A 20,533-nucleotide genomic window follows, 5' to 3' on the forward strand; every position below is an offset into this window, starting at 1 on the left:
GCAGTGTGAGGAGCGCCCCGATGACCGTCCGTCTCGACGAGCTTGCCGTGCCGGTGATCGGCTCCCCGATGGCGGGCGGGGCCTCGACGCCCGAGCTGGTGGCGGCGGTGAACCGGGCCGGTGGGCTCGGGTTCCTGGCCGCGGGCTACCGGAGCGCCGAGGGGATGGCCGAGCAGGTCGCCGCCGTACGGAAGTCGACCGACCGGCCGTACGGGGTGAACCTCTTCGTCCCGGCCCCGCCCGGGGATCCGGCGGCGGTCGCCGCCTACCGGGAGCGGCTGCGGCCGGAGGCCGAGCGGTGGGGGGTGGCGCTTCCGGAGGAGATCGGGCCGGACCGGGACGACTGGGAGGCCAAACTCGCCGCGCTGCTCGCCGACCCGGTGCCGGTGGTCTCGTACACCTTCGGGCTGCCGACGGCCGCGGAGGCGGCGGCGTTGTGGACGGCGGGGACGCTGCAGGTCGGCACCGTCACCACGCCGGAGGAGGCGCGGGCCGCGGAGGCGGTCGGGATGGACGCGCTGTGCGTGCAGGGCCCGGAGGCCGGCGGGCACCGCGCCACCCACCGGGTCGCGGACCTGCCAGGCGAGCTGCCGCTGCTGCAACTGCTGCCCGCCGTACGGGCGGTGACCGCCATGCCGCTGATCGCCGCGGGCGGGCTGGGCGACGGCCCGGCGATCGCGGCGGCGCTGCGGGCCGGGGCGGTCGCGGTGCAGTTGGGGACGGCGCTGCTGCGCTCCGACGAGTCCGGCGCCTCGGCCGCCCACCGGGCCGCGCTCACCGAACTGCCGGAGACCGTCGTCACCCGCGCCTTCACCGGCCGCCCGGCCCGCGGCCTGCGCAACGCCTTCATCGACCGCCACGGCCCGTACGCCCCGCCCGCCTACCCCGAGGTCCACCACCTCACCGCCCCGCTGCGTGCGGCCGCCACCCGCCGCGGGGACACGGACGCCATGCACCTCTGGGCGGGCACCGCCCACCGGCTGGCGCGCACGGGCCCGGCGGAGCGGATCGTCGCGGAGCTGTGGCGGGACGCGCGGGGGTAGTGCGCCCGGCGCGCACTGGCCGGGGCGTGTCGTCGCTCGCAGGGGTGGATTGGGTGGGAAAGTGCGCGGTAACGTATAAGAGCCAACTTATGTGGCTGCGTGCGGGAGATCACACTTCTGGCGCCGGTTGAGGAGTGGTACTTGCAGGTCTGCGAGGACGACCCGAAAACGGCGGAGAACATTCTCGAGGCGTTGGACTTGCTGGCCGACGAGGGCCCGACTCTGGGGCGGCCCGTGGTGGACCGGATCCACCGCAGTCGTTTGCATAACCTCAAGGAACTGAGGCCAGGGCCCTCGGGTGCCAGCGAGGTGCGTATGTTGTTCGTCTTCGACCAGGAGCGCGAAGCCATCATCCTCGTGGCGGGTGACAAGTCCGGTCGTTGGTCGGAGTGGTACGACGAGTCGATTCCTCTGGCGGAGAAGCGCTACGCGGATTACGTCGAGGAGCAACGGAACGGAGCACGCCGATGAAGGGGCGTAGTTGGGCCGAGGTTCGGGCCGAGGTCATGAAGCGGTTTCCGGAGCTGGCGACGCCGGAGGCGGAAGCGAGGCGGGCGCGGATTCGTCAGGACACGCTGGCTCAGGTCCGGGGGCATGAGCTGGCCGAGCTGCGGCGAAAGGCCGGGCTCACCCAGAAGCACGTGGCTGAGCTGCTCGGGGTGAGCCAGGCGCGGGTGTCCCAGATCGAGCACGGGCAGGTGGACAGCCTGGACAACCTGCGGGCCTATGCCGCCGCTATCGGTGGGGAGGTCGAGGTCACCGTCAGGCAGGGGGAGCGGACGATCAAGGTCGCCTGATCGTCCGCTCCGTCCCGGTCTCAACCGAGCAGGTCCGCCATCCAGGACTCGATGGCCTCGGCCGTCCGCGGCAGGGCGCCGGACATCAGGTGGGCGCCGTCGGCGGTGATGACCAGGTCGTCCTCGATGCGGATGCCCATGCCGCGTAGCTCCAGGGGGAGGGTTTCGTCGTCGGGCTGGAGGTAGAGGCCGGGTTCGACGGTGAGGACCATGCCCTCCTCCAGGGTGGCGTCGAGGTAGCGGTCGGCGCGGGCCTGGGAGCAGTCGTGGTAGTCGAGGCCGAGCATGTGGCCGCTGCCGCAGAGGGTGTAGCGGCGGTGGAGGCCGTTGTCCTCGGCGAGGGCCCGGTCGGCGGGGACACGGAGGACGCCCCAGTCGGCGAGGCCTTCGGCGATGACGCGCATGGCGGCTTGGTGGAAGTCGCGGAAGCGGGCGCCGGGGCGCAGGGCGGTGATGCCGGCGCTCTGGGCGGCGAGGACGAGGTCGTAGGCCTGGCGCTGGATCGGGGTGAAGGTGCCACTGAGGGGGACGGTGCGGGTGATGTCGGCGGCGTAGAGGGTGTCGGTCTCGACGCCGGCGTCCAGCAGGAGCAGGGAGTTCGGGTCGAGGGCGCCGTCGTTGCGGATCCAGTGCAGGACGCAGGCGTGGGCGCCGGAGGCGGCGATGGTGGTGTAGCTGGTGCCGTTGCCCTCGGCGCGGGCGCGCAGGTCGAAGACGCCCTCGATCCAGCGTTCGCCGCGGTGGTGGCGCAGTGCGGTGGGCAGGGCGCGGACGACGTCCTCGAAGCCGGTGACGGTGTGGTCGACGGCGAGTTGCAGCTGCCCGACTTCCCACCTGTCCTTGATCAGTCGCAACTCGGAGAGGACGGCGGCGAGTTCGCCGTCGCGCAGGTCCGCGCGGGGGCGCCCGGTGGCGGAGTCGACGAGGGCGTCGGTGCCGGCCAGCACCCGGGTGGGCGGCTGCGGTCCGGTGAGCAACTTGCCGAGGTCGTCGAGGTGTTCGGTGCGCAGCCCGGTGAGTCGGGCGGCTTCGCCGAGGTCGGGCCGGCGGCCGACCCAGAACTCGCCGTAGCGGCGGTCGCGGTAGAACTCGCCGCCGCTGCGCGGGGAGCGGGGGCGCAGGTAGAGCACCGGTTCGTGACCCTCGGGGCCGGCCGGTTCGAGGACGAGGACGTGGTCGGCCTGGTCCTCGCCGGTGAGTCCGGTGAGCCAGACGTACGCGCTGTGCGGGCGGAAGCGGTGGTCCAGGTCGTTGCAGCGGACCTTGAGGCGTCCGGCGGGGATGATCAGCCGCTCGCCGGGAAAGGCGGCGGAGAGCCGGGCCCGGCGGCCGGGGAAGTGGTCGTAGCCGGGGACGCGCTGGTCGGCGGGTAGCGGGGTGGGGGTCCAGCGAACGCCCATGAAGGCGTCCAGCTCGGGGGAGACCGGGAGGTCGTGGCTGCCGGTGTTGAGGCCGGTCTGAGGGTGGGTCACCGGTGAACTCCTAGGCGGGGCTGGGGAGGTGAGGGCGCACGGACACGGCTGGGTAACGACCGGCGCCACCTCTTGTGCAGTGCAATTTCACATTACTATGTTACGGGTCACACGGCGGAGCGGCCAGAGCAGGCCCCCAACAGCGGAGTTGCACATGACCAGGCGCACCCATGCCCTCCTCGCGGCGGCCCTCGCGGCGACCCTCACCCTCGGCCTCGGGGCCTGCAAGAACGACAAGAGCGACAGCGGCGGTGACGGCGCCGCGGCCGGCAGCACCAGAGCCCCCGGCGCCGCGTCCGGGACGATCGTCGGCGGCACCCCGGTCAAGGGCGGCACCCTGACCGTGCTGTCCAACCAGGACTTCGCCCACCTCGACCCGGCCCGCAACTGGACCATGCCGAACATGGACTTCGGCATCCGGCTGCTCTACCGCACCCTGGTGACCTTCAAGGCCGAGCCCGGCGCGGCGGGCAGCGAGATCGTCCCCGACCTCGCCACCGACCTCGGCAAGTCCTCGGACGGCGGCAAGACCTGGACGTTCACCCTCAAGGAGGGCGTCAAGTACGAGGACGGCACGCCGATCAAGTCCGCCGACGTCAAGTACAACGTCGAGCGCTCCTTCGCGCCGGACCTCACCGGCGGCCCCGACTACGCCCAGCAGTACCTGGCCGGCGGCGAGAACTACAAGGGCCCGCTGAACGGCGAGCACCTGTCCAGCATCGAGACCCCCGACGACAGGACGATCGTCTTCCACCTCAAGCGCCCGGTCGCCGAGTTCTCGTACACCGCGACCCTGCCGACCTTCGCCCCCGTCCCGCAGTCCCAGGACAAGGGCACCCAGTACGACCTGCGGCCGTTCTCCTCCGGCCCGTACAAGATCGAGACCTACGACCGCGGCAAGCAGCTGGTCCTGGTCCGCAACACCAACTGGGACCAGTCCACCGACCCGGTCCGCAAGGCCTACCCGGACCGGATCGTGGTCACCGAGGGCCTCAAGGGCGGCCAGGTGGACGACCGGATCATCGCCAGCGAGGGCGCGGACGCCTCCGCGGTCGAATGGATGAACCTGCGGCCCGAGTCGGTCGCCAAGGTGCTGCCCAAGGCGGATGTGAAGTCCCGGCTGATCGCCGAGCAGCAGGGCTGCACCGACATGCTGTACCCCAACACCTCCAAGGCGCCGTTCGACGACCCCAAGGTCCGCGAGGCGCTGATGTACGCGGTGGACCGGGACGCGCAGGTGACCGCGAACGGCGGTCCGGCGATGGGGGACGTGGCCACCTCCTACCTGCCGCCCGCACTGTCCGGCGGAAGCAGGCTGGACCCGCTGAAGATCCCGGCCACCGGGGACCCGGAGAAGGCCAAGCAGCTGCTCAAGGACGCCGGCAAGACCGACCTCAAGGTCTCGCTGACCACCTCCTCCGGCGACAAGACCCGGGCCGAGGCCCTGCAGCAGTCGCTGGCGAAGGTCGGCATCCAGGTCACCATCACCACCGCCGACCCGTCCGTCTACTACGACACCATCGGTGACACCAAGAACGCCCCCGACCTCGCCATCCTCGGCTGGTGTCCGGACTACCCCTCCGGTGCCACCTTCCTGCCGCTGGTCTTCGACGGCCGCACCATCAAGGAGAAGGGCAACCAGGGCAACGTCGAGCAGTTCCGCGACCAGGCCACCGAGGACCGGATCGACCAGATCAACGCGATGACCGACGTCACCGAGGCCAACAAGGCGTGGGTGCAACTCAACGAGGACCTGATGAAGAAGGCACCCACCGTACCGATGCTGTGGCAGCGCCGCCCGCTGCTGGCCGGGACGAACGTGGCCGGGGCCTTCGGCCACCCGGTGTGGACCGGTCAGTGGGACTTCGCCACGATCGGCCTCAAGGACCCCTCCAAGAGCCAGGGCTGAGGGACCGTCCGATGAGTACCACCATCGAAACGGCCACGGCCGACACGGTCGGGGCGGGCCCGGCGAAACGTTCCGGCCGCGGGCCCTGGCGGCTGGTCTGGGACCAGCTCTGGGCCAAGGGGTCGGCCCGCTTCGGCCTGGTCGTCGTCGCCCTGCTGGTCCTGCTCGTCGCCCTGGCCGGACCGCTGAGCGCGCTCGGCGGCTGGGGCCCCGACGAGTTCGACAAACGCGCCGTGGACCCGTACCTGGGCGGACAGCCGATCGGGGACTTCGGCGGGATCGGCACCCGGCACTGGCTGGGCGTCGAACCCGCCACCGGGCGCGACCTGTTCGCCCGGGTGCTGCACGGCGGGCAGGTCTCGCTGCTGATCGCCTTCACCGCCACCGCCGTGGTCGTGCTGACCGGCACCCTGGTCGGCATCGCGGCCGGCTACTTCGGCGGGCGGACCGACACCGTGCTGTCCCGGCTGATGGACCTCACCATGTCCTTCCCCTCGCTGATCTTCATGATCTCGATGATGTCGGTGGCCAAGGACGTCAACCGGGTCCTGCTGATCACCCTGGTGATCGGGATGTTCACCTGGCCCGGCATCGCCCGGGTGGTGCGGGGGCAGACCCTCTCGCTCAAGCACCGCGAGTACGTCGAGGCCGCCAAGGTGGGCGGCGCCCGCTCCTGGCGCATCCTCACCCGCGAGATCCTGCCCAACGTCTCCGGCCCGATCATCGCCTACACCACGCTGCTGGTCCCCGGCATGATCGCCACCGAGGCCGCGCTCAGCTACCTCGGGGTGGGCGTGCGCCCGCCGACCCCCTCCTGGGGCCAGATGATCGCCGAGAGCATCAGCTTCTACGAGACCGACCCGACGTACTTCCTGATCCCGACGGCCTTCCTGTTCCTGGCCGTGCTCGCCTTCACCCTGCTCGGCGACGCGCTGCGCGACATCCTCGACCCGCGAGGAGGCCGGTCGTGATCCTCTACCTCGGCCGCCGGCTGCTCGGCGCGCTCGGCATCCTGCTGGCGATCTGCGCGATCACCTTCACCATCTTCTACCTGCTGCCCTCCGACCCGGCGGTGGCCGCCTGCGGCAAGACCTGCAGTCCCGAGCGGATCGCCGAGGTCAAGGTCGCGATGGGGCTCGACAAGCCGGTCTGGGAGCAGTTCATCACGTACGTGACCGGCATCTTCGCCGGGCGCGACTACGGCAGCGGTCCCAGCGCCACCCACTGCGGCTTCCCCTGCCTCGGGTACTCCTACGAGTACTCGCTGCCGGTCTGGAACCTGCTCACCGACCGGCTGCCGGTCTCCGTCTCGCTGGCCGTCGGCGCGGCCGTGCTCTGGCTGGTCCTCGGCCTGGGCGCGGGCGTCACCTCGGCGCTGCGCAAGGGCGGGATGACCGACAAGGCGCTGATGGTGCTCTCGGTCGGCGCCGCCTCGCTGCCGGTCTACTTCACCTCGATCATGCTGATCTGGGGTGTCGTCAGGACGGCCGGGCTGCTGCCCTACCCGGCCTACCACGCGTTCACCGAGAATCCCGTCGAGTGGGCCTCCAACCTGCTGCTGCCGTGGATCGCCCTGGCCCTGCTGTACGCGGCCATGTACGCCCGGCAGAGCCGAAACTCGATGATCGAGGCGATGGCCGAGCCGTACATCCGTACCGCCCGGGCCAAGGGCCTGCCCGCCACGACCGTCGCGGTCAAGCACGGGCTGCGCTCCGGGATGACGCCGATCCTGACCATCCTCGGGATGGACCTCGGCGGGCTGCTGGCCGGGGCCGTCATCACCGAGTCGATCTTCGGACTGCCCGGGGTGGGACGGCTCTTCTACGACGCGCTGGTCCGCTCCGACCAGCCCGTCATCCTCGGCGTCACCCTGCTCGCGGCCGCCTTCATCGTCGCCGCGAACCTGCTGGTCGACCTGCTCTACGCGTACGTCGACCCGAGAGTGAGGTACTGATGACTCTCCTGGAAGTCGAGGACCTCGGGGTCCGCTTCGACACCCCGCGCGGCACCGTCCGGGCCGTCGACGGCATCTCCTTCACCGTCGAGGCCGGGCGCACCCTCGGCCTGGTCGGCGAGTCCGGCAGCGGCAAGTCCGTCACCTCGCTCGCCGTCATGGGCCTGCACCGCGGCGCCGCCGTCACCGGCTCGATCCGGCTCGGCGGGCAGGAGCTGAACGGGCTGGGGGAGCGGGAGTTGGGCGCCGTCCGGGGCCGGCGGATCGCGATGATCTTCCAGGACCCGCTGTCCAGCCTGCACCCCTTCTACACCGTCGGCGAGCAGATCGCCGAGCACTACCGGGTGCACTTCAAGGCGGGCCGAAAGGCCGGACGGGCCAGGGCCGTCGAGATGCTGGCCGAGGTCGGCATCCCGGAACCGGCCCGCCGGGTGGACGAGTACCCGCACCAGTTCTCCGGCGGCATGCGTCAGCGCGTCATGATCGCCATGGCGCTCGCCTGCGAACCCGAGCTGCTGATCGCCGACGAGCCCACCACCGCCCTGGACGTCACCGTCCAGGCGCAGATCCTCGACCTGATCGCCCGGATCCAGCAGGAACGCGGCCTCGGCGTCGTGATGATCACCCACGACCTCGGCGTGGTCGCCCGGGTCGCCCACGAGGTGCTCGTCATGTACGGCGGCCGTGCGGCCGAACAGGCCCCGGTGGAACGGCTGTTCGCGCAGCCGGCGCACCCGTACACCCGCGGCCTGCTGGACTCGCTGCCGCGCCTGGACGACACCGACGACGCCCCGCTGCGGGCCATCCCCGGCAGCCCGCCGTCACTGATCGTCCCCGCCCCCGGCTGCTCCTTCGCCCCGCGCTGCGCCCGCACCACCGCCGCGTCCGCCGAGGAGCACGCCCGCTGCCTGGCCGAGCGCCCGGTACTCGGCCCGCTCGCCCCCGGCCATCAGGCCGCCTGCCACCTGCCGCTGGTGCCGGAGGGAGTGCTGTGACCGTTGTGAACGACCAACCACTGCTGTCCGTAAGGGACCTGGTGAAGACCTTCCCCGGGCGGCGCGGCCGCTCCGGGCGGGCCGGGGCGCCGATCCGGGCCGTGGACGGGGTCAGCTTCGACCTCGGTGCGGGCGAGACGCTCGGCCTGGTCGGCGAGTCCGGCTGCGGGAAGTCCACCACCGGGCGGATGATCGTCCGGCTGCTCGACCCGACCTCGGGTACCGTCACCCTCGACGGCATCGGGATCGGCGGCCTCTCCCAGGCCCAACTGCGCCCGCACCGACGGAACTTGCAGATGGTCTTCCAGGACCCGTACTCCTCGCTCAACCCCCGCCAGACGGTGGCCCGGATCATCTCCGAACCGCTCCTGGTCCAGGGCACGGGCGCGGCCGAGGCGCGCAAGCGGGCGGCCGAGCTGATCGAGCTGGTCGGGCTGATCCCCGAGCACCTGGACCGCTACCCGCACGAGTTCTCCGGCGGCCAGGCGCAGCGCATCGGCATCGCCCGCTCGCTGGCCACCTCGCCGAAGCTGGTGATCGCCGACGAGCCGGTGTCCGCGCTGGACGTCTCCATCCAGGCCCAAGTGGTCAACCTGATGGAGCAGTTGCAGCGCGAGCTGGGCCTGGCGTACGTGTTCATCGCGCACGACCTCTCGGTGGTCAAGCGGGTCTGCGACCGGGTCGCGGTGATGTACCTGGGCCGGATCGTCGAGATCGGCGACAAGGCCGAGGTGTACGGAAACCCGGCGCACCCGTACACCCGGGCGCTGCTGTCGGCCGTACCGCTGCCGGATCCGGCAGCCGAGCGGGCCCGGGAGCGGATCGTGCTGCTCGGCGACCCGCCGAGCCCGGCCAACCCGCCGGCCGGGTGCGGCTTCCACCCGCGCTGCCCGAAGGCGCAGGAGGTGTGCCGGACGGAGCGGCCGCTGCTGCGGGTGGTCGGAACGGGGCTGCGCGAGGCGGCCTGCCACTTCCCGGAGGCCTGAGGGCCGCCACAGACCCCCGGTCGGGCGCGGCGGGGAACCTTACGAGGGCCGCGTCCGACCGGGTTCCAACGCTCGGTGCCTGCTGGGCGGCTGCTCGGCAGCTGCTCGGCGTCCGGTTAGTGCTCGTCGTTCGGCAGCAGCAGGCGCGGGCCGGGGCCCTCGGTGGCGAGTTCGTCGCCCGGGTTGAGCACCCGGCAGCGGCGCAGCGACACGCAGCCGCAGCCGATGCAGCCGGTCAGCTCGCCCTCCAGCCGCTCCAGCTCCGTCCGGCGGGCGCGCAGCTGCTCGGCCCAGCGCCGGGAGATCCGCTCCCAGTCGTGCTTGCCGGGCATCCGGTCCTCGGGCAGGCCGGTGAAGACCTCGGCGACCTCGGCGAGCGGGATGCCGAGCCGCTTGGCGACCAGGATCAGCGAGATCCGGCGCAGCACGTGCCGCCGGTAGCGGCGCTGGTTCCCGGCCGAGCGCTCGGAGGAGATCAGCCCCTGGTCCTCGTAGAAGCGCACCGCCGAGGTGGCGATCCCGGCCCGCCGGGCCACCTCGCCGACGCTCAGCAGGTCCACCGGCGCCGTACTCATGCGCCCGCCCCGGTGTTCTCGCCCACGGCCCCTCCTTGACTTCAAGTTCTGTTGAAGTCCTAGCGTACCGGAAGTGACCGGGACTTCCGTCGTAGAGAACGCCACAGTCCTTTCTGATCAGGCAAGTTGCACTACGCAGTCACCCTCCGGAGGTTCCTCCGGAGGGTGACGCGAACTGTTCTCCCGCCGGTTCGCCGCAGCCGCGTCGGTCCTGGCCGGGGGGGCGCGCTGTACGCGATGAACCTGCACTTCACCGCCGTGCTCACCGCCCGCCGGGTGCGGTAGCGGGCGGACGGAGACCGGCCCCTTACCGGCGGGCCCGCCACGGACCGGCCCCGGATCCCTTTTCGTCGGGGGGATCCGGGGCCTTCTCGCGTGCGGCTCAGGAGGCCGGGCCGACCCGGACGGTGGTGATCCGCCCGTCCTGGTACTCCCGGACCACCTCGATCTTCGTGTTGGTGTCCGGCACCTTCACGGTGAGCTGGGGTGTGGCCGGGTCGCCGTACACGCCGGTGTGGTCGTTGAACACCGGGACGGCCGGCTCGGCCGGGATCCGCACCGCGACCCCGCCCTGGTGCAGGGTGAACGGCGTGGTGGGCTTGAGCGAGAACGGCGCGTCGAAGGTCTGCGCCCGCCCGTTGACCAGGCCGGCGTCGGCGAAGCGGATCGGCGTCGGGTGGGCGTCGATGGGCAGGATCAGCCCGCCGCCGGGGTGGTCCTTGGTGTTGTTGTCGCCGTACGAGGTGTCCCACAGCCAGAGCAGGACGCCTTCCTGGTACGGGTAGGTGTCGACCACGTTGGCCTTGCCCGCGACGCCGCCGTACCCGAAGTTGTAGGGGCCGGTCCTCAGGAACGCTCCGTAGCCGGTGTAGCGGCGGTTCTCGGCGAGGTAGGCGCGCGGGTGCTGCTTGACCGCGGTGCGGCCGGTGATGATCGTGAAGCCGTTGGCCGTCCAGCCGTTGGCGCCGTTCTCGGCTCCGTCGGCGAACAGCACGGCGGCGCCGGCGGTGAGCTTCACGGCGTCGACCAGGACGCCCCTGCCGTGGGTGTTGCCGTCCGAGGTGGCGTGGACACGCAGCCGGACCTGCTGGCCGAGGTAGCCGTCCAGCGGGATGTGCAGCTTCCGATAGGTTCCGGAACTTCCGCTCAGGCCGGGCGTGTTGGCGCTGGTGTTGCCGATCGGCGTGCCGTCCACGGTGCCGCCGAGGGCGGTCCAGTGCTTGCCCTGGTCGGTGGAGGCCTCGACGGTGAGGAAGTCGTAGTCCTGCTCGGTGTCGTACCAGACCGCGGCGTCCAGGGCGGCCGGGCCGGCGGCGGTGCGCAGATCGACCTCCCGGGACAGGGAGTTGTCGAGGTTGTCGCCGGTGTCGCTCCACCACTGCTTGCCGCCCTCGTACGGGTCGGTCAGGTCGGTGCTGGTGGTGCCGTCCGGCAGGTGGACCAGGACGGCCTGGGCCAGGTCGGTGTTGTAGCTGCTCACCCCGAGGGCGTGGGTGGAGCGGGTGGCGGCCTGCGCCTCGTCGTAGTTGAGCCAGCCGAACTGCAGCTTGCTCCAGGCGTCGAGGTCGCCGGGGTAGCCGCCGGTGGTGTTCGGGCCCTTGCCGAGGTAGGAGCCGGAGGACATCAGCGACCAGAAGTTGACGCTGTTGTCGCCGCCGCTGGTGGGGTACAGGTCGGGCAGGCCGAGGTTGTGGCCGTACTCGTGGGCGAACAGGCCGACGCCGCTGTTCTCGCCCGCCTGGACGTAGTCGTAGACGTAGAAGCCGGTGTCGCCGACCGGCGCGCCGCCGATCTTGTCGCCCGCCGGGCCGGTCTGCCCGGTCGCGTCCGGGAAGGCCCAACTGCGGTGCGCCCACAGCGCGTCGGCGCCCTGGGCGCCGCCGCCCCAGGTCTCGTCGACGCCCGCGTGCACCACGATCACGTTGTCCAGGTAGCCGTCGGGCTGGTTGAACTCGCCGGTCCTGGTGTGGTCGTAGCGGTCGTAGACGTCGTACTGGGCGAGCTGGGCCCTGATGTCGGCGACGGAGCGGCCCTTGGCGATCTCGCCGTCGTACCAGGCCTTGAGGGCGTCCCGGACGAACTCCTGGGCCTGGGTCCAGGCGCCGGACCCCTGGGGGCCCTTGTTGCTGCCGTAACGGGCCTCGTTGTACGGGACGGTGACCCAGTCGCTGACGCTGCCCTCGATGTCGTAGCGGCCGGAGGACTGGGTGCGGTAGTAGTTGCGCATCGATACGGCGCCGGGCGTGTCGTCGAAGAACATCTTCTGGTAGTACTCGCGGTTGAAGTCGCTTTCCCACAGCGTGTGGTTGTCGTCCTTGCCCGGCCGGGGGATCTGGTCGTGGCGCGGGCCGGGGGTGCCGCCGTAGCGGGGCCGGCCGTTCCACTGGGTGGTGTTGTCGACCTCGTCGCCGAACTGGGCGAGGATCACGAAGACCTTGTCCGTGCGCTGGTGGGCGAGTTGGACGTAGTCGTTGCCGATCCGCACCTTGGCGGGCGCGCGCTTGTCGGCGGTCTTGGCGACGGCGCCCTTGTTGAGCTGCTCCAGGGCCTTGCCGCGCAGGGCCTGGCGCTCGCGCTCCTGGGGAACCAGCGGCGCGGGCGGGGCCTCGGCGCCCTCCGGTGCGGTCGCCGCGGCGGCGGCCGTGACGGTGAGGGGTGCGGGGGGAGCGGCCTGGGCGGGGGTGCCCAGCAGGGTGGCCGCTATCGCGCTCGTGGTGAGCGCGGCGGCGAGGGCCGCGGACAGTCTGCGCAACTGACCGGTCCTTTCCGGGGGATGGGGGTCAAAGGGGCCGACGGGGGCGGGGGCGGGGGCCAGGGGTGGCTGCTTCTGCTTCCGGGCATCGGTCGGTCAAGCGCAGGTAATATTTCACATGTCACGGGTCACGTGGAAGAGGTCGACCACAAACGCAAGGGGCGCCGCACCCTTTGGTGCGGCGCCCCTTTCCGGCGGACCGTCAGCGCGTGCTGTACTCCACGGCGACGCTGATCACCACGAGCACGGCGTACACCACCGCGAGGGTGGTCCGCCCGGTCGCGTGCAGGGCGAGCGCGGCGGTGAGCAGGACCAGGAGCTTGAGCGCGATCTCCACGCCGAGCGGCTGGCGGAACTTCGGCCCGCCCGCGGCCAGGAACAGGCCCCAGGCGGTGGCTGCCAGCGCCGGGGCGCCGATGCCCAGCAGCAGCCGGGTGGCCAGGTTGGAGCCGGTCTTGAACCCCCAGTAGCAGAGCGCCGCCAGCATGGCGAGCTCCAGCCCGAAGGCGAGTCCTGCGTTGGTGGCCGTCAGCGGGGTCCACTGCCGCCGGCCGACCGGGCCCGGTCTCTCGAATCTCATCCGCGTTCTCCCCGTCTCACCGAGCCGCCCGGGCCGGGCGGCGGTCGTGCGGAGTGTCCCAGTCCGACCGGCCGGACTCAATGGATCAACCCAAAGACGCACGCAGGAAGGCGAGTTCGGCCATGGCGAGCTGCTCGTTCGTTCCGCCCGGGGTCATGTGGGTGACGCCCGGCAGCGGCAGCACGCTGTGCGGGCGCCCGGCGCGGGTGAGCGCCTGGGAGAGCAGCAGGGTGTGCGCGGGGTGGACGTTGTCGTCGGCCAGCCCGTGGATCAGCAGGAGCGGCCTGGTCAGGCCGGGGGCGTCGGTGAGCAGGCAGTCGTCGGTGTAGCCCTCGGGGTTGTCCTGGGGCAGGCCGAGGTAGCGCTCGGTGTACGCGGTGTCGTACAGCCGGAAGTCGGTGGGCGGAGCGCCCGCGCAGGCGGCGTGGAAGACGTCCGGGCGGCGCAGTACGGCGAGCGCGGCGAGGTAGCCGCCGTACGACCAGCCGCGCACGCCGACCCGGCCGAGGTCGAGGTCGGGGTGGTGTGCGGCGAGTGCGTGCAGGGCGTCGACCTGGTCGTCCAGGGCGACCCGGGAGAAGCGCCGGAAGATCGCCCGGGTGAAGTCGGGGGAGACGAAGGGGGTGCCGCGGTTGTCGGTGGTGACCACGGCGAAGCCCTGGTCGGCCCACCACTGGCGGAGCTGCCAGCGGCGCGGCTCGGCGGCCACGGCCTGGAAGCCGGGCCCGCCGTAGACGTCCAGCAGGACGGGCAGCCGGCGGCCGGGGACGTGCCCGCGCGGGTACACCACGGCGGTGGGCAGGGCGCGTTCGGTGACCCGGGCGAGCCGGGGGAGGACGGTGTACGGCAGGGCTGCGCTCCGGTCGGTGAGTGTCAGCTCGCGGCCCGCGCGCCGGACCACCCGCCGGACGCCGTCGGCGGTGGCGGTGGTGAGCAGCAGGGTGCCGGCAGCGGCGAGCGCGGAGTGCACGCCCGGTCCGGCGCTGAGGAGTTCGGGCGGGCCGCCGTCCGGGTCGACCAGGTGGAGGTGCTGGTCGGCCGTGTCGCCCTGGCCGGTCTCGCAGAGCAGCCGGCCGTCGTACTGCCCGACCATCCGGCGGATCTGCAGTCCGGCGCTGTCCAGCGGCTTGCCGTCCACGGCGAGGCCGCGGGCTTGCGGGCTGTCGTGGGCGGTGAGCAGGCGGCCGTCGGGCAGCCGGGCGGGGGTGCCGGGCAGGTCGTCCACCCAGAACTCGTCGGTGGTGCGGGAGAGTTCGGATGTCGCGCCGGTGGCCGGGTCGGCGCTGAGCAGCAGCACCCGCTGCTGCAGGCGGTCGGCGACGGTGAGCAGCACCTCGCCGTCCGAGGCCCAGGAGGCCTCGCAGAGGTACGGGAACGCGGCGGCGTCCCAGTGGATTCGGGCCCTGTTGCCGTCCAGGCCGAGCACCCAGAGCTGGACGTCGGCGTTGGGCCCGCCGGCCTGCGGGTAGGCGAAGTCCTCGGCGGGCTCGCCGGGGTGGGCGGGGTCGGCGAAGTAGCGGCGGGGGAGGGCGGATTCGTCCACCCGGGCGGCCAGCAGCGCGCCGCCGTCCGGGCGCCACCAGTGGCCCCGGGAGCGGCCGAGCTCCTCGGCGGCGGCGAATTCGGCGACGCCCCAGCGGGCGCCGTCGGTGGGGGAGATCGGCGTCGACTCCGGTGTGACGTACAGGGCGTCGTCGGCGACGTAGGCGACCCGCCGGCCTTCGGGGTGCGGTCGGGGGTCGAACGCGGGCCCGGCGGTGGGGAGTTCGACGGCGGTGCCGGTGGCGGTGTCGATGCGGAACAGTCGGCCGTCCAGGGTGAGGGCGGCGGTGGCGAGGTCGGCGGTGGCCGCGTAGCCGCCGATCCCGGCGGCGACCAGCCGGGTGCGCTCGCGCAACCGCCGCTCGACGGCGGGCAGTTCGGCGCGCCGACCGCTATGGCCCGGGGCGAGCACGGCCGGGTCGGCGACCAGGCGCTCCTCGCCGGTGGTGAGGTCGAGCAGGTGGAGGCGGTCGAGCGGATCCTCGGAACCGGTCGAGCGGAGCAGCAGCAGCCGGGTACCGTCCTCGGCGAGGGTGTACGCGCGTGGGGCGCCGTAGGTGAACCGACCGGTACGGGCGCTGAGGGAGAGGAAGGCGTCGGTGATGGTCACGGCCCGATGGTGGTCGTGCGATGCTCACCCGACCAGAAGTCTGTCATGTGAAATGTCACACATCATGCCAGGGGAGGACCACCGTGATCGACGACCTGAGCACCGCCGAGCCCCCGGCCCCGCTGCTCGTCGCTGAGGGCCTGTTCAGCGTCTCGCCGGGGGACGCGCACCTGAACCACGGCTCGTACGGCGCCGTGCCCGTCCCGGTGCAGCGGGTGCAGGAGCGGCTGCGGGCCGAGCACGAGCTCGATCCGGACGGCTTCTTCGCCGACCTGCCGGACCGGATCGCCGGGGCCCGGGTGCGGATCGCCGCCGAGCTGGCCACCGACCCGGCGCGGCTGGCGCTGGTCGCCAACGTCACCGAGGCGGTCGCGATCGCCCTGGACAGCATCCCGTTCGCCCCCGGCGACCGGATCCTGGTCACCGACCACGGCTACGGCGCGGTCAACCAGGCCGTCGCCCGCAAGGCCGCCGAGACCGGCGCCGAGCTGGTGGTGGCCGAGGTCCCGCTGGACGCCCCGGACGAGGAGGCCGTACGGGAGGCGGTGCTCGCCGCCGTGGACGGCCGCACCACGGTGGCCGTCCTGGACCGGATCACCTCGCTCACCGCCCGTACGGTGGCCGCCCCGAAGCTCCTCGCCGAGCTGCGCGAGCGCGGGGTGACCACCGTGGTGGACGGCGCCCACGCCCCCGGCATGCTGCCCGCCCCGGTCGACCCGAACGCCGACTTCTGGTTCGGCAACCTTCACAAGTGGGCGTTCGCCCCGCGCGCCACCGGCGTGCTCGCCGTCCGCCCGGAGTGGACGGCCCGGGTCCGCCCGCTGGCGCTGTCCTGGGAGCACCACCGGGGCTTCCCGGCCAACGTCGAGTGGCGCGGCACCTGCGACTACACGCCCTGGCTGGCCGCCCCGGCCGGCTTCGAGCTGCTGCGCGGGCTCGGTTGGGAGGCGGTGGCCGCGCACAACGCGGCCCTCGCCTCCTACGGCCGGCGGGTGCTGGTCGAGCGGGCGGGCCTGCGGCCGCTGCCCGCGTCGCCCGAGGTGTGGATGCGCGCCGTGCGGCTGCCGGACGGCCGGTTCGGCACCGAGACGGAGGTCCGGGCGCTGCTGGCCGAGTTGTGGCGGCGGCACGGCATCCGGGTCGCCGTCCGGCCGGGGCCCGACGGCGGGGTGCTGCGGGTCAGCGCCCAGCTGTACAACCGGGCGGCGGAGTACGAACGGCTCGCGGACGCGCTGGTGGAGCTGCTCAAGGAGTAGCTCAAGGGACACTTCGAGGAGTGGCCGGTCGCTGCGCGGAACCGCCGACCGCCTCGGGGAACGGCTGGTCGCCGGCCGCCCGCAGCTCGGCGAGGAGCATGTTCCGGTCGGCGAGCAGCCCGGTGAGGATCCGCCGGGCTGCTCGCAGCAGGTCGGCGACGTCGCCGCCGGCCAGCGCGTAGACCACCGTGCTGCCCTCCCGGGTGGCGGTGACGATGCCCGACCGGCGCAGCACCGCGAGTTGCTGCGACAGGCTGGAGGGCTCGACCTCCAGCTCGGCGAGCAGGCCGCGGACGGGCGTCGGTCCGTCCTGGAGCAGCTCCAGCACCCGGATCCGGACGGGATGGCCGAGCATCCGGAAGAACTCGGCCTTGGCCTGGTAGAGCGCTACCGTCACGAGGCCCCCCTTCCCTGGTGTCGGTGGGCTCAGATCTCCAGCGAGAGTTCGATCCGCTTGAGCTGGTGGCGGGCCATCGCGAGGTTGGAGCGGTTGCGGTTGAGCGCCAGGAAGAGAAACAGGCCGCGGCCGCTGGGCGTCGTGATCGGCCGGACCATGTGGTACTGGTGGGTCAGCGTGATCAGGATGTCCTCGATCTCGTTGTCGTGGAGGTTGAGCATCTCCATCGCCCGCATCTTGGCGCGGACCACGTCGGTGTTCCCGGCCGCGGCGACGTTGAGGTCCAGCTCGCCTCCGTCGCCGAGGCTGCCGAGGGCCATGCCGCTGCCGTAGTCGACCAGGGCGACGCCGATCGCGCCGTCGATCCCCATGGCCTCTTTGAGGGACGTCTCCAGGTTCGCCATCGTGGCTGTCCTCCCGTGAGTTGGTGGCTGTGACCACGAAGGTAGGGAGCAACTGCCGGACTCCACCGGGAATGACCGGAGACGTTCGAACCTGGCTATATCCCGATCACTTGAAGACATTTGCAACTATGGATCTGAGAGAGGAGTGATCTCCTGGCGCGGAAATCGGTGCTATCGATGTCACTCCTCCCGGGTAACCTCTCGCTGAGATGCGAGATCACACCAACCACACCCGGACGGCGATGAACACCCCCGATCCAGAGCCCCAGGAAGTCCAGGAGCTCAGCCCCGCCGAGGCGTACGCGGCCAGCCGTCGCCGGGCCAAGGAGCAGGCCACCGCCCTGTACGGCTTCCAGCAGCTGTACGACTTCCCGCTGGACGACTTCCAGCTGGAGGCCTGCGAGACGCTGGAGGCCGGGTCGGGCGTCCTGGTCGCCGCTCCCACCGGCTCCGGGAAGACCATCGTCGGCGAGTTCGCCGTGCACCTGGCCCTCCAGTCGGGCCGAAAGTGCTTCTACACCACGCCGATCAAGGCGCTGTCCAACCAGAAGTACGGCGACCTGGTCAAGCGCTACGGCGCCGCCAAGGTCGGCCTGCTCACCGGCGACAACAGCGTCAACGGCGACGCCCCCGTGGTGGTCATGACCACCGAGGTGCTGCGCAACATGCTCTACGCGGGCTCCAGCACCCTCGACGGCCTCGGCTACGTCGTCATGGACGAGGTGCACTACCTCGCCGACCGCTTCCGCGGCGCCGTCTGGGAGGAGGTCATCATCCACCTCCCCGAGTCGGTCACCCTCGTCTCGCTCTCCGCGACCGTCTCCAACGCCGAGGAGTTCGGCGACTGGCTGGACACCGTCCGCGGCGGCACCAAGGTGATCGTCTCCGAGACCCGCCCGGTGCCGCTGTGGCAGCACGTGATGGCCGGCAACCGGATGTACGACCTGTTCGCCGACCCGGACCGGGACGGCCGCCCCAAGAACAACCTGAAGAACCCCGGCAAGGCCGTCAACCCCGAGCTGGTCCGGCTCGCCCGCTCCGAACTGGACCGCAACCCCCGCGACCGCTTCGGCCGCGGCCGGGGCCGCTCGATGCCCAACGGCCGTCCCGGCCGGGTCTGGACCCCGGGCCGGGTCGACGTCATCGACCGGCTCGACGCCGAGGGCCTGCTGCCCGCGATCACCTTCATCTTCAGCCGGGCCGGCTGCGAGGCCGCCGTCCAACAGTGCCTCAGCTCCGGGCTGCGGCTCAACAAGGACTCCGAGCGCGCCCAGGTCCGCGCCGTCGTCGAGGAGCGCTGCGCCGACATCCCCGACGAGGACCTGCACGTCCTCGGCTACTTCGAGTGGCTGGACGGGCTGGAGCGCGGCATCGCCGCCCACCACGCCGGGATGCTGCCCCGGTTCAAGGAGGTCGTCGAGGAGCTCTTCGTGAAGGGCCTGGTCAAGGCCGTCTTCGCGACCGAGACCCTGGCGCTCGGCATCAACATGCCCGCCCGCTCGGTGGTCATGGAGAAGCTGGTCAAGTGGAACGGCGAGACCCACGCCGACATCACCCCCGGCGAGTACACCCAGCTCACCGGCCGGGCCGGGCGGCGCGGCATCGACGTCGAGGGCCACGCCGTGGTGCTCTGGCAGCGCGGCCTCGACCCGGAGGCGCTGGCCGGTCTGGCGGGCACCCGCACCTACCCGCTCAAGTCCTCGTTTCGGCCGAGCTACAACATGGCCGTCAACCTGGTCTCCCAGTTCGGCCGGCACCGCTCCCGCGAACTGCTGGAGACCTCCTTCGCCCAGTTCCAAGCCGACCGCTCGGTGGTCGGCATCGCCCGCCAGGTGCAGCGCAACGAGGAGGGCCTGGAGGGCTACCGCGAGTCGATGACCTGCCACCTCGGCGACTTCGACGAGTACATGGAGCTGCGCCGCCGACTCAAGGACCGCGAGAACGAGCTGGCCCGCGAGGGCACCAGCCAGCGCCGCGCGGCCGCCATCGAGTCCATCGAGCAGCTCAAGCCGGGCGACGTCATCCACGTGCCCACCGGCAAGTTCGCCGGCCTCGCGCTGGTCCTCGACCCGGGCCTGCCGCCGGTCAGCCGCTCCGGCCGGGGCGGCACGCGCCACCCCGACTTCCAGGACGGCCCGCGCCCGGTGGTGCTCACCGCCGAACGGCAGGTCAAGCGGCTCGCGATGATCGACTTCCCGCACCCGGTCGCCGCGATAGAACGCCTGCGCATCCCCAAGTCCTTCAACCCGCGCAGCCCGCAGTCCCGGCGCGACCTCGCCTCCGCGCTGCGCACCAAGGCCGGCCACCTGGAGCCCGAGCGGTTCCGGCGCGGCCGCGCGGCCGCCGCCGACGACCCGGAGATCACCCGGCTGCGCACCGAACTGCGCCAGCACCCCTGCCACGGCTGCTCCGACCGCGAGGACCACGCCCGCTGGGCCGAGCGCTACCACCGGCTGCACCGCGACACCGAACTGCTGGAACGCCGGATGCGCTCCCGCACCCACACCATCGCCCGCACCTTCGACCGGGTCTGCGGGCTGCTCACCGACCTCGGCTACCTGCGGGGCGACACCGTCACCGACGACGGCAAGCGGCTCGGCCGGCTCTACGGCGAACTCGACCTGCTCGCCTCCGAGTGCATCCGCGAGGGCGTCTGGAGCGGCCTGGCCGCCGCTGAACTCGCCGCCTGCGCCTCGGCGTTGGTGTACGAGGCGCGCCAGTCCGACGACGCCGGCGCCCCCCGGGTGCCGGAGGGCGCGGCCAAGGAGGCGCTCGGCAAGATGGTCCGGATCTGGGGCCACCTGGACGCCCTGGAGGAGCAGCACCGGATCAACACCGCCGAGGGCGTCGGCCAGCGCGAGCCCGACCTCGGCTTCGCCTGGGCCGCCTACCGCTGGGCGCTCGGCCACAGCCTGGACCAGGTCCTGCGCGACGCCGACATGCCGGCCGGCGACTTCGTCCGCTGGACCAAGCAGCTGATCGACGTCCTCGGCCAGATCCAGGACGCGGCCGGCGAGGACGCCGAACTGCGCAAGACCGCCCGCAAGGCCGTCGACGGCCTGCGCCGCGGCATCATCGCCTACTCCTCGGTGGGTTAGCGATCCCGATGTGGATCGTGAGGTCGCCCGGGCCTTCGGCCGTGGGCGACCTCACGAGTATCTAGAGGGTGGGAGCGCCAGGCCTGTGGCCTTGGCGCTGGGGGCGCGGCGGGCCGGGGGGGGCGCGCGCGGGGGGCGGCGGCCGGGGGCGGCGCGGGCGGGC

The 20,533-nt window shown here is 72.2% G+C and carries 17 protein-coding genes; 10 read left to right on the forward strand and 7 right to left on the reverse strand.

The annotated features are described in order from the left end of the window. The first annotated feature begins 20 nt into the window (after positions 1-20). From ACGF12_RS18840 to ACGF12_RS18850, 3 genes are all read left to right on the forward strand, one after another. Positions 21-1,043, forward strand: coding sequence for a nitronate monooxygenase (locus ACGF12_RS18840; protein WP_393030844.1), 1,023 nt, complete (start codon positions 21-23; stop codon positions 1,041-1,043). 99 nt (positions 1,044-1,142) lie between these two features. Continuing rightward, the gene (locus tag ACGF12_RS18845; RefSeq protein ID WP_393030847.1) at positions 1,143-1,514 is read left to right on the forward strand and encodes a type II toxin-antitoxin system RelE/ParE family toxin; all 372 of its coding nucleotides are present in this window, start codon (positions 1,143-1,145) and stop codon (positions 1,512-1,514) included. Then, positions 1,511-1,840, forward strand: a complete 330-nt coding sequence (locus ACGF12_RS18850) for a helix-turn-helix domain-containing protein (protein WP_393030850.1) — start codon at positions 1,511-1,513, stop codon at positions 1,838-1,840. Before ACGF12_RS18845 ends, ACGF12_RS18850 begins: the two co-directional genes overlap by 4 nt. Positions 1,841-1,860: 20 nt before the next feature. Here ACGF12_RS18850 and ACGF12_RS18855 read toward each other — a convergent pair whose 3' ends face one another. Further along, a complete protein-coding gene (locus tag ACGF12_RS18855; protein WP_393030853.1) occupies positions 1,861-3,312 on the reverse strand; it encodes an aminopeptidase P family protein in 1,452 nt (483 codons plus the stop codon). 154 nt (positions 3,313-3,466) lie between these two features. On the opposite strand from ACGF12_RS18855, the gene ACGF12_RS18860 reads away from it, so the two are divergent. The 5 genes from ACGF12_RS18860 to ACGF12_RS18880 are packed head-to-tail and all read left to right on the forward strand — an operon-like array spanning position 3,467 to position 9,156. Next, the gene (locus tag ACGF12_RS18860; RefSeq protein ID WP_393030856.1) at positions 3,467-5,221 is read left to right on the forward strand and encodes an ABC transporter substrate-binding protein; all 1,755 of its coding nucleotides are present in this window, start codon (positions 3,467-3,469) and stop codon (positions 5,219-5,221) included. Between the two features lie 11 nt (positions 5,222-5,232). Then, complete coding sequence (locus ACGF12_RS18865; protein ID WP_393030859.1) at positions 5,233-6,192, forward strand: ABC transporter permease; 960 nt, start codon at positions 5,233-5,235, stop codon at positions 6,190-6,192. Then, positions 6,189-7,175 (forward strand): ABC transporter permease, encoded by a 987-nt coding sequence (locus ACGF12_RS18870; RefSeq protein ID WP_393030862.1) that lies wholly within the window; start codon positions 6,189-6,191, stop codon positions 7,173-7,175. Before ACGF12_RS18865 ends, ACGF12_RS18870 begins: the two co-directional genes overlap by 4 nt. Beyond that, positions 7,175-8,170, forward strand: a complete 996-nt coding sequence (locus ACGF12_RS18875; RefSeq protein WP_393030865.1) for an ABC transporter ATP-binding protein — start codon at positions 7,175-7,177, stop codon at positions 8,168-8,170. Before ACGF12_RS18870 ends, ACGF12_RS18875 begins: the two co-directional genes overlap by 1 nt. A 5-nt stretch (positions 8,171-8,175) precedes the next feature. Beyond that, positions 8,176-9,156 (forward strand): ABC transporter ATP-binding protein, encoded by a 981-nt coding sequence (locus ACGF12_RS18880; protein ID WP_393030900.1) that lies wholly within the window; start codon positions 8,176-8,178, stop codon positions 9,154-9,156. 116 nt (positions 9,157-9,272) lie between these two features. On the opposite strand, the gene soxR is transcribed toward ACGF12_RS18880, so the two are convergent. The 4 genes from soxR to ACGF12_RS18900 form a co-directional block, all read right to left on the reverse strand. Beyond that, positions 9,273-9,731: a redox-sensitive transcriptional activator SoxR gene (gene soxR, locus ACGF12_RS18885; protein WP_393030868.1), complete on the reverse strand. Its 459-nt coding sequence runs from the start codon at positions 9,729-9,731 to the stop codon at positions 9,273-9,275. Positions 9,732-10,113: 382 nt separating this feature from the next. Next, on the reverse strand, positions 10,114-12,483 hold the full coding sequence (locus tag ACGF12_RS18890; RefSeq protein WP_393030871.1) for an immune inhibitor A domain-containing protein: 2,370 nt from the start codon (positions 12,481-12,483) through the stop codon (positions 10,114-10,116). 202 nt (positions 12,484-12,685) lie between these two features. After that, positions 12,686-13,063, reverse strand: a complete 378-nt coding sequence (locus tag ACGF12_RS18895) for a YrdB family protein (protein WP_393030874.1) — start codon at positions 13,061-13,063, stop codon at positions 12,686-12,688. An 85-nt stretch (positions 13,064-13,148) separates the two neighbouring features. Then, positions 13,149-15,215, reverse strand: coding sequence for a prolyl oligopeptidase family serine peptidase (locus tag ACGF12_RS18900; protein ID WP_393030877.1), 2,067 nt, complete (start codon positions 15,213-15,215; stop codon positions 13,149-13,151). 83 nt (positions 15,216-15,298) lie between these two features. Between ACGF12_RS18900 and ACGF12_RS18905 the strand changes: the two genes are divergently transcribed. Then, positions 15,299-16,471 carry an aminotransferase class V-fold PLP-dependent enzyme gene (locus ACGF12_RS18905; RefSeq protein WP_393030880.1) on the forward strand — a complete coding sequence of 391 codons (1,173 nt, stop codon included), beginning with the start codon at positions 15,299-15,301 and terminating at the stop codon, positions 16,469-16,471. A 1-nt stretch (position 16,472) separates the two neighbouring features. Here the strand turns inward: ACGF12_RS18905 and ACGF12_RS18910 are convergent, their stop codons facing one another. Together ACGF12_RS18910 and ACGF12_RS18915 are read right to left on the reverse strand one after the other, a co-directional pair. Next, on the reverse strand, positions 16,473-16,868 hold the full coding sequence (locus ACGF12_RS18910; protein ID WP_393030883.1) for an ArsR/SmtB family transcription factor: 396 nt from the start codon (positions 16,866-16,868) through the stop codon (positions 16,473-16,475). A 29-nt stretch (positions 16,869-16,897) separates the two neighbouring features. Next, on the reverse strand, positions 16,898-17,272 hold the full coding sequence (locus ACGF12_RS18915; protein WP_393030886.1) for a hypothetical protein: 375 nt from the start codon (positions 17,270-17,272) through the stop codon (positions 16,898-16,900). Positions 17,273-17,514: 242 nt separating this feature from the next. On the opposite strand from ACGF12_RS18915, the gene ACGF12_RS18920 reads away from it, so the two are divergent. After that, the gene (locus ACGF12_RS18920; protein WP_393030903.1) at positions 17,515-20,370 is read left to right on the forward strand and encodes a DEAD/DEAH box helicase; all 2,856 of its coding nucleotides are present in this window, start codon (positions 17,515-17,517) and stop codon (positions 20,368-20,370) included. Positions 20,371-20,533 lie beyond the last annotated feature (163 nt).

Origin of the sequence: Kitasatospora sp. NPDC048296 (assembly GCF_043201815.1) — a bacterium.
Classification (GTDB): Bacteria; Actinomycetota; Actinomycetes; order Streptomycetales; family Streptomycetaceae; genus Kitasatospora.

Excerpts from the sequence above, each read along its gene's own strand:
- ACGF12_RS18840 (WP_393030844.1), top strand. The coding sequence starts at position 21 with ATGACCGTCCGTCTCGACGAGCTTGCCGTGCCGGTGATCGGCTCCCCG.
- soxR (WP_393030868.1), bottom strand. The coding sequence starts at position 9,731 with ATGAGTACGGCGCCGGTGGACCTGCTGAGCGTCGGCGAGGTGGCCCGG.
- ACGF12_RS18875 (WP_393030865.1), top strand. The coding sequence starts at position 7,175 with ATGACTCTCCTGGAAGTCGAGGACCTCGGGGTCCGCTTCGACACCCCG.
- ACGF12_RS18895 (WP_393030874.1), bottom strand. The coding sequence starts at position 13,063 with ATGAGATTCGAGAGACCGGGCCCGGTCGGCCGGCGGCAGTGGACCCCG.
- ACGF12_RS18915 (WP_393030886.1), bottom strand. The coding sequence starts at position 17,272 with ATGGCGAACCTGGAGACGTCCCTCAAAGAGGCCATGGGGATCGACGGC.
- ACGF12_RS18865 (WP_393030859.1), top strand. The coding sequence starts at position 5,233 with ATGAGTACCACCATCGAAACGGCCACGGCCGACACGGTCGGGGCGGGC.
- ACGF12_RS18860 (WP_393030856.1), top strand. The coding sequence starts at position 3,467 with ATGACCAGGCGCACCCATGCCCTCCTCGCGGCGGCCCTCGCGGCGACC.
- ACGF12_RS18920 (WP_393030903.1), top strand. The coding sequence starts at position 17,515 with ATGAACACCCCCGATCCAGAGCCCCAGGAAGTCCAGGAGCTCAGCCCC.
- ACGF12_RS18850 (WP_393030850.1), top strand. The coding sequence starts at position 1,511 with ATGAAGGGGCGTAGTTGGGCCGAGGTTCGGGCCGAGGTCATGAAGCGG.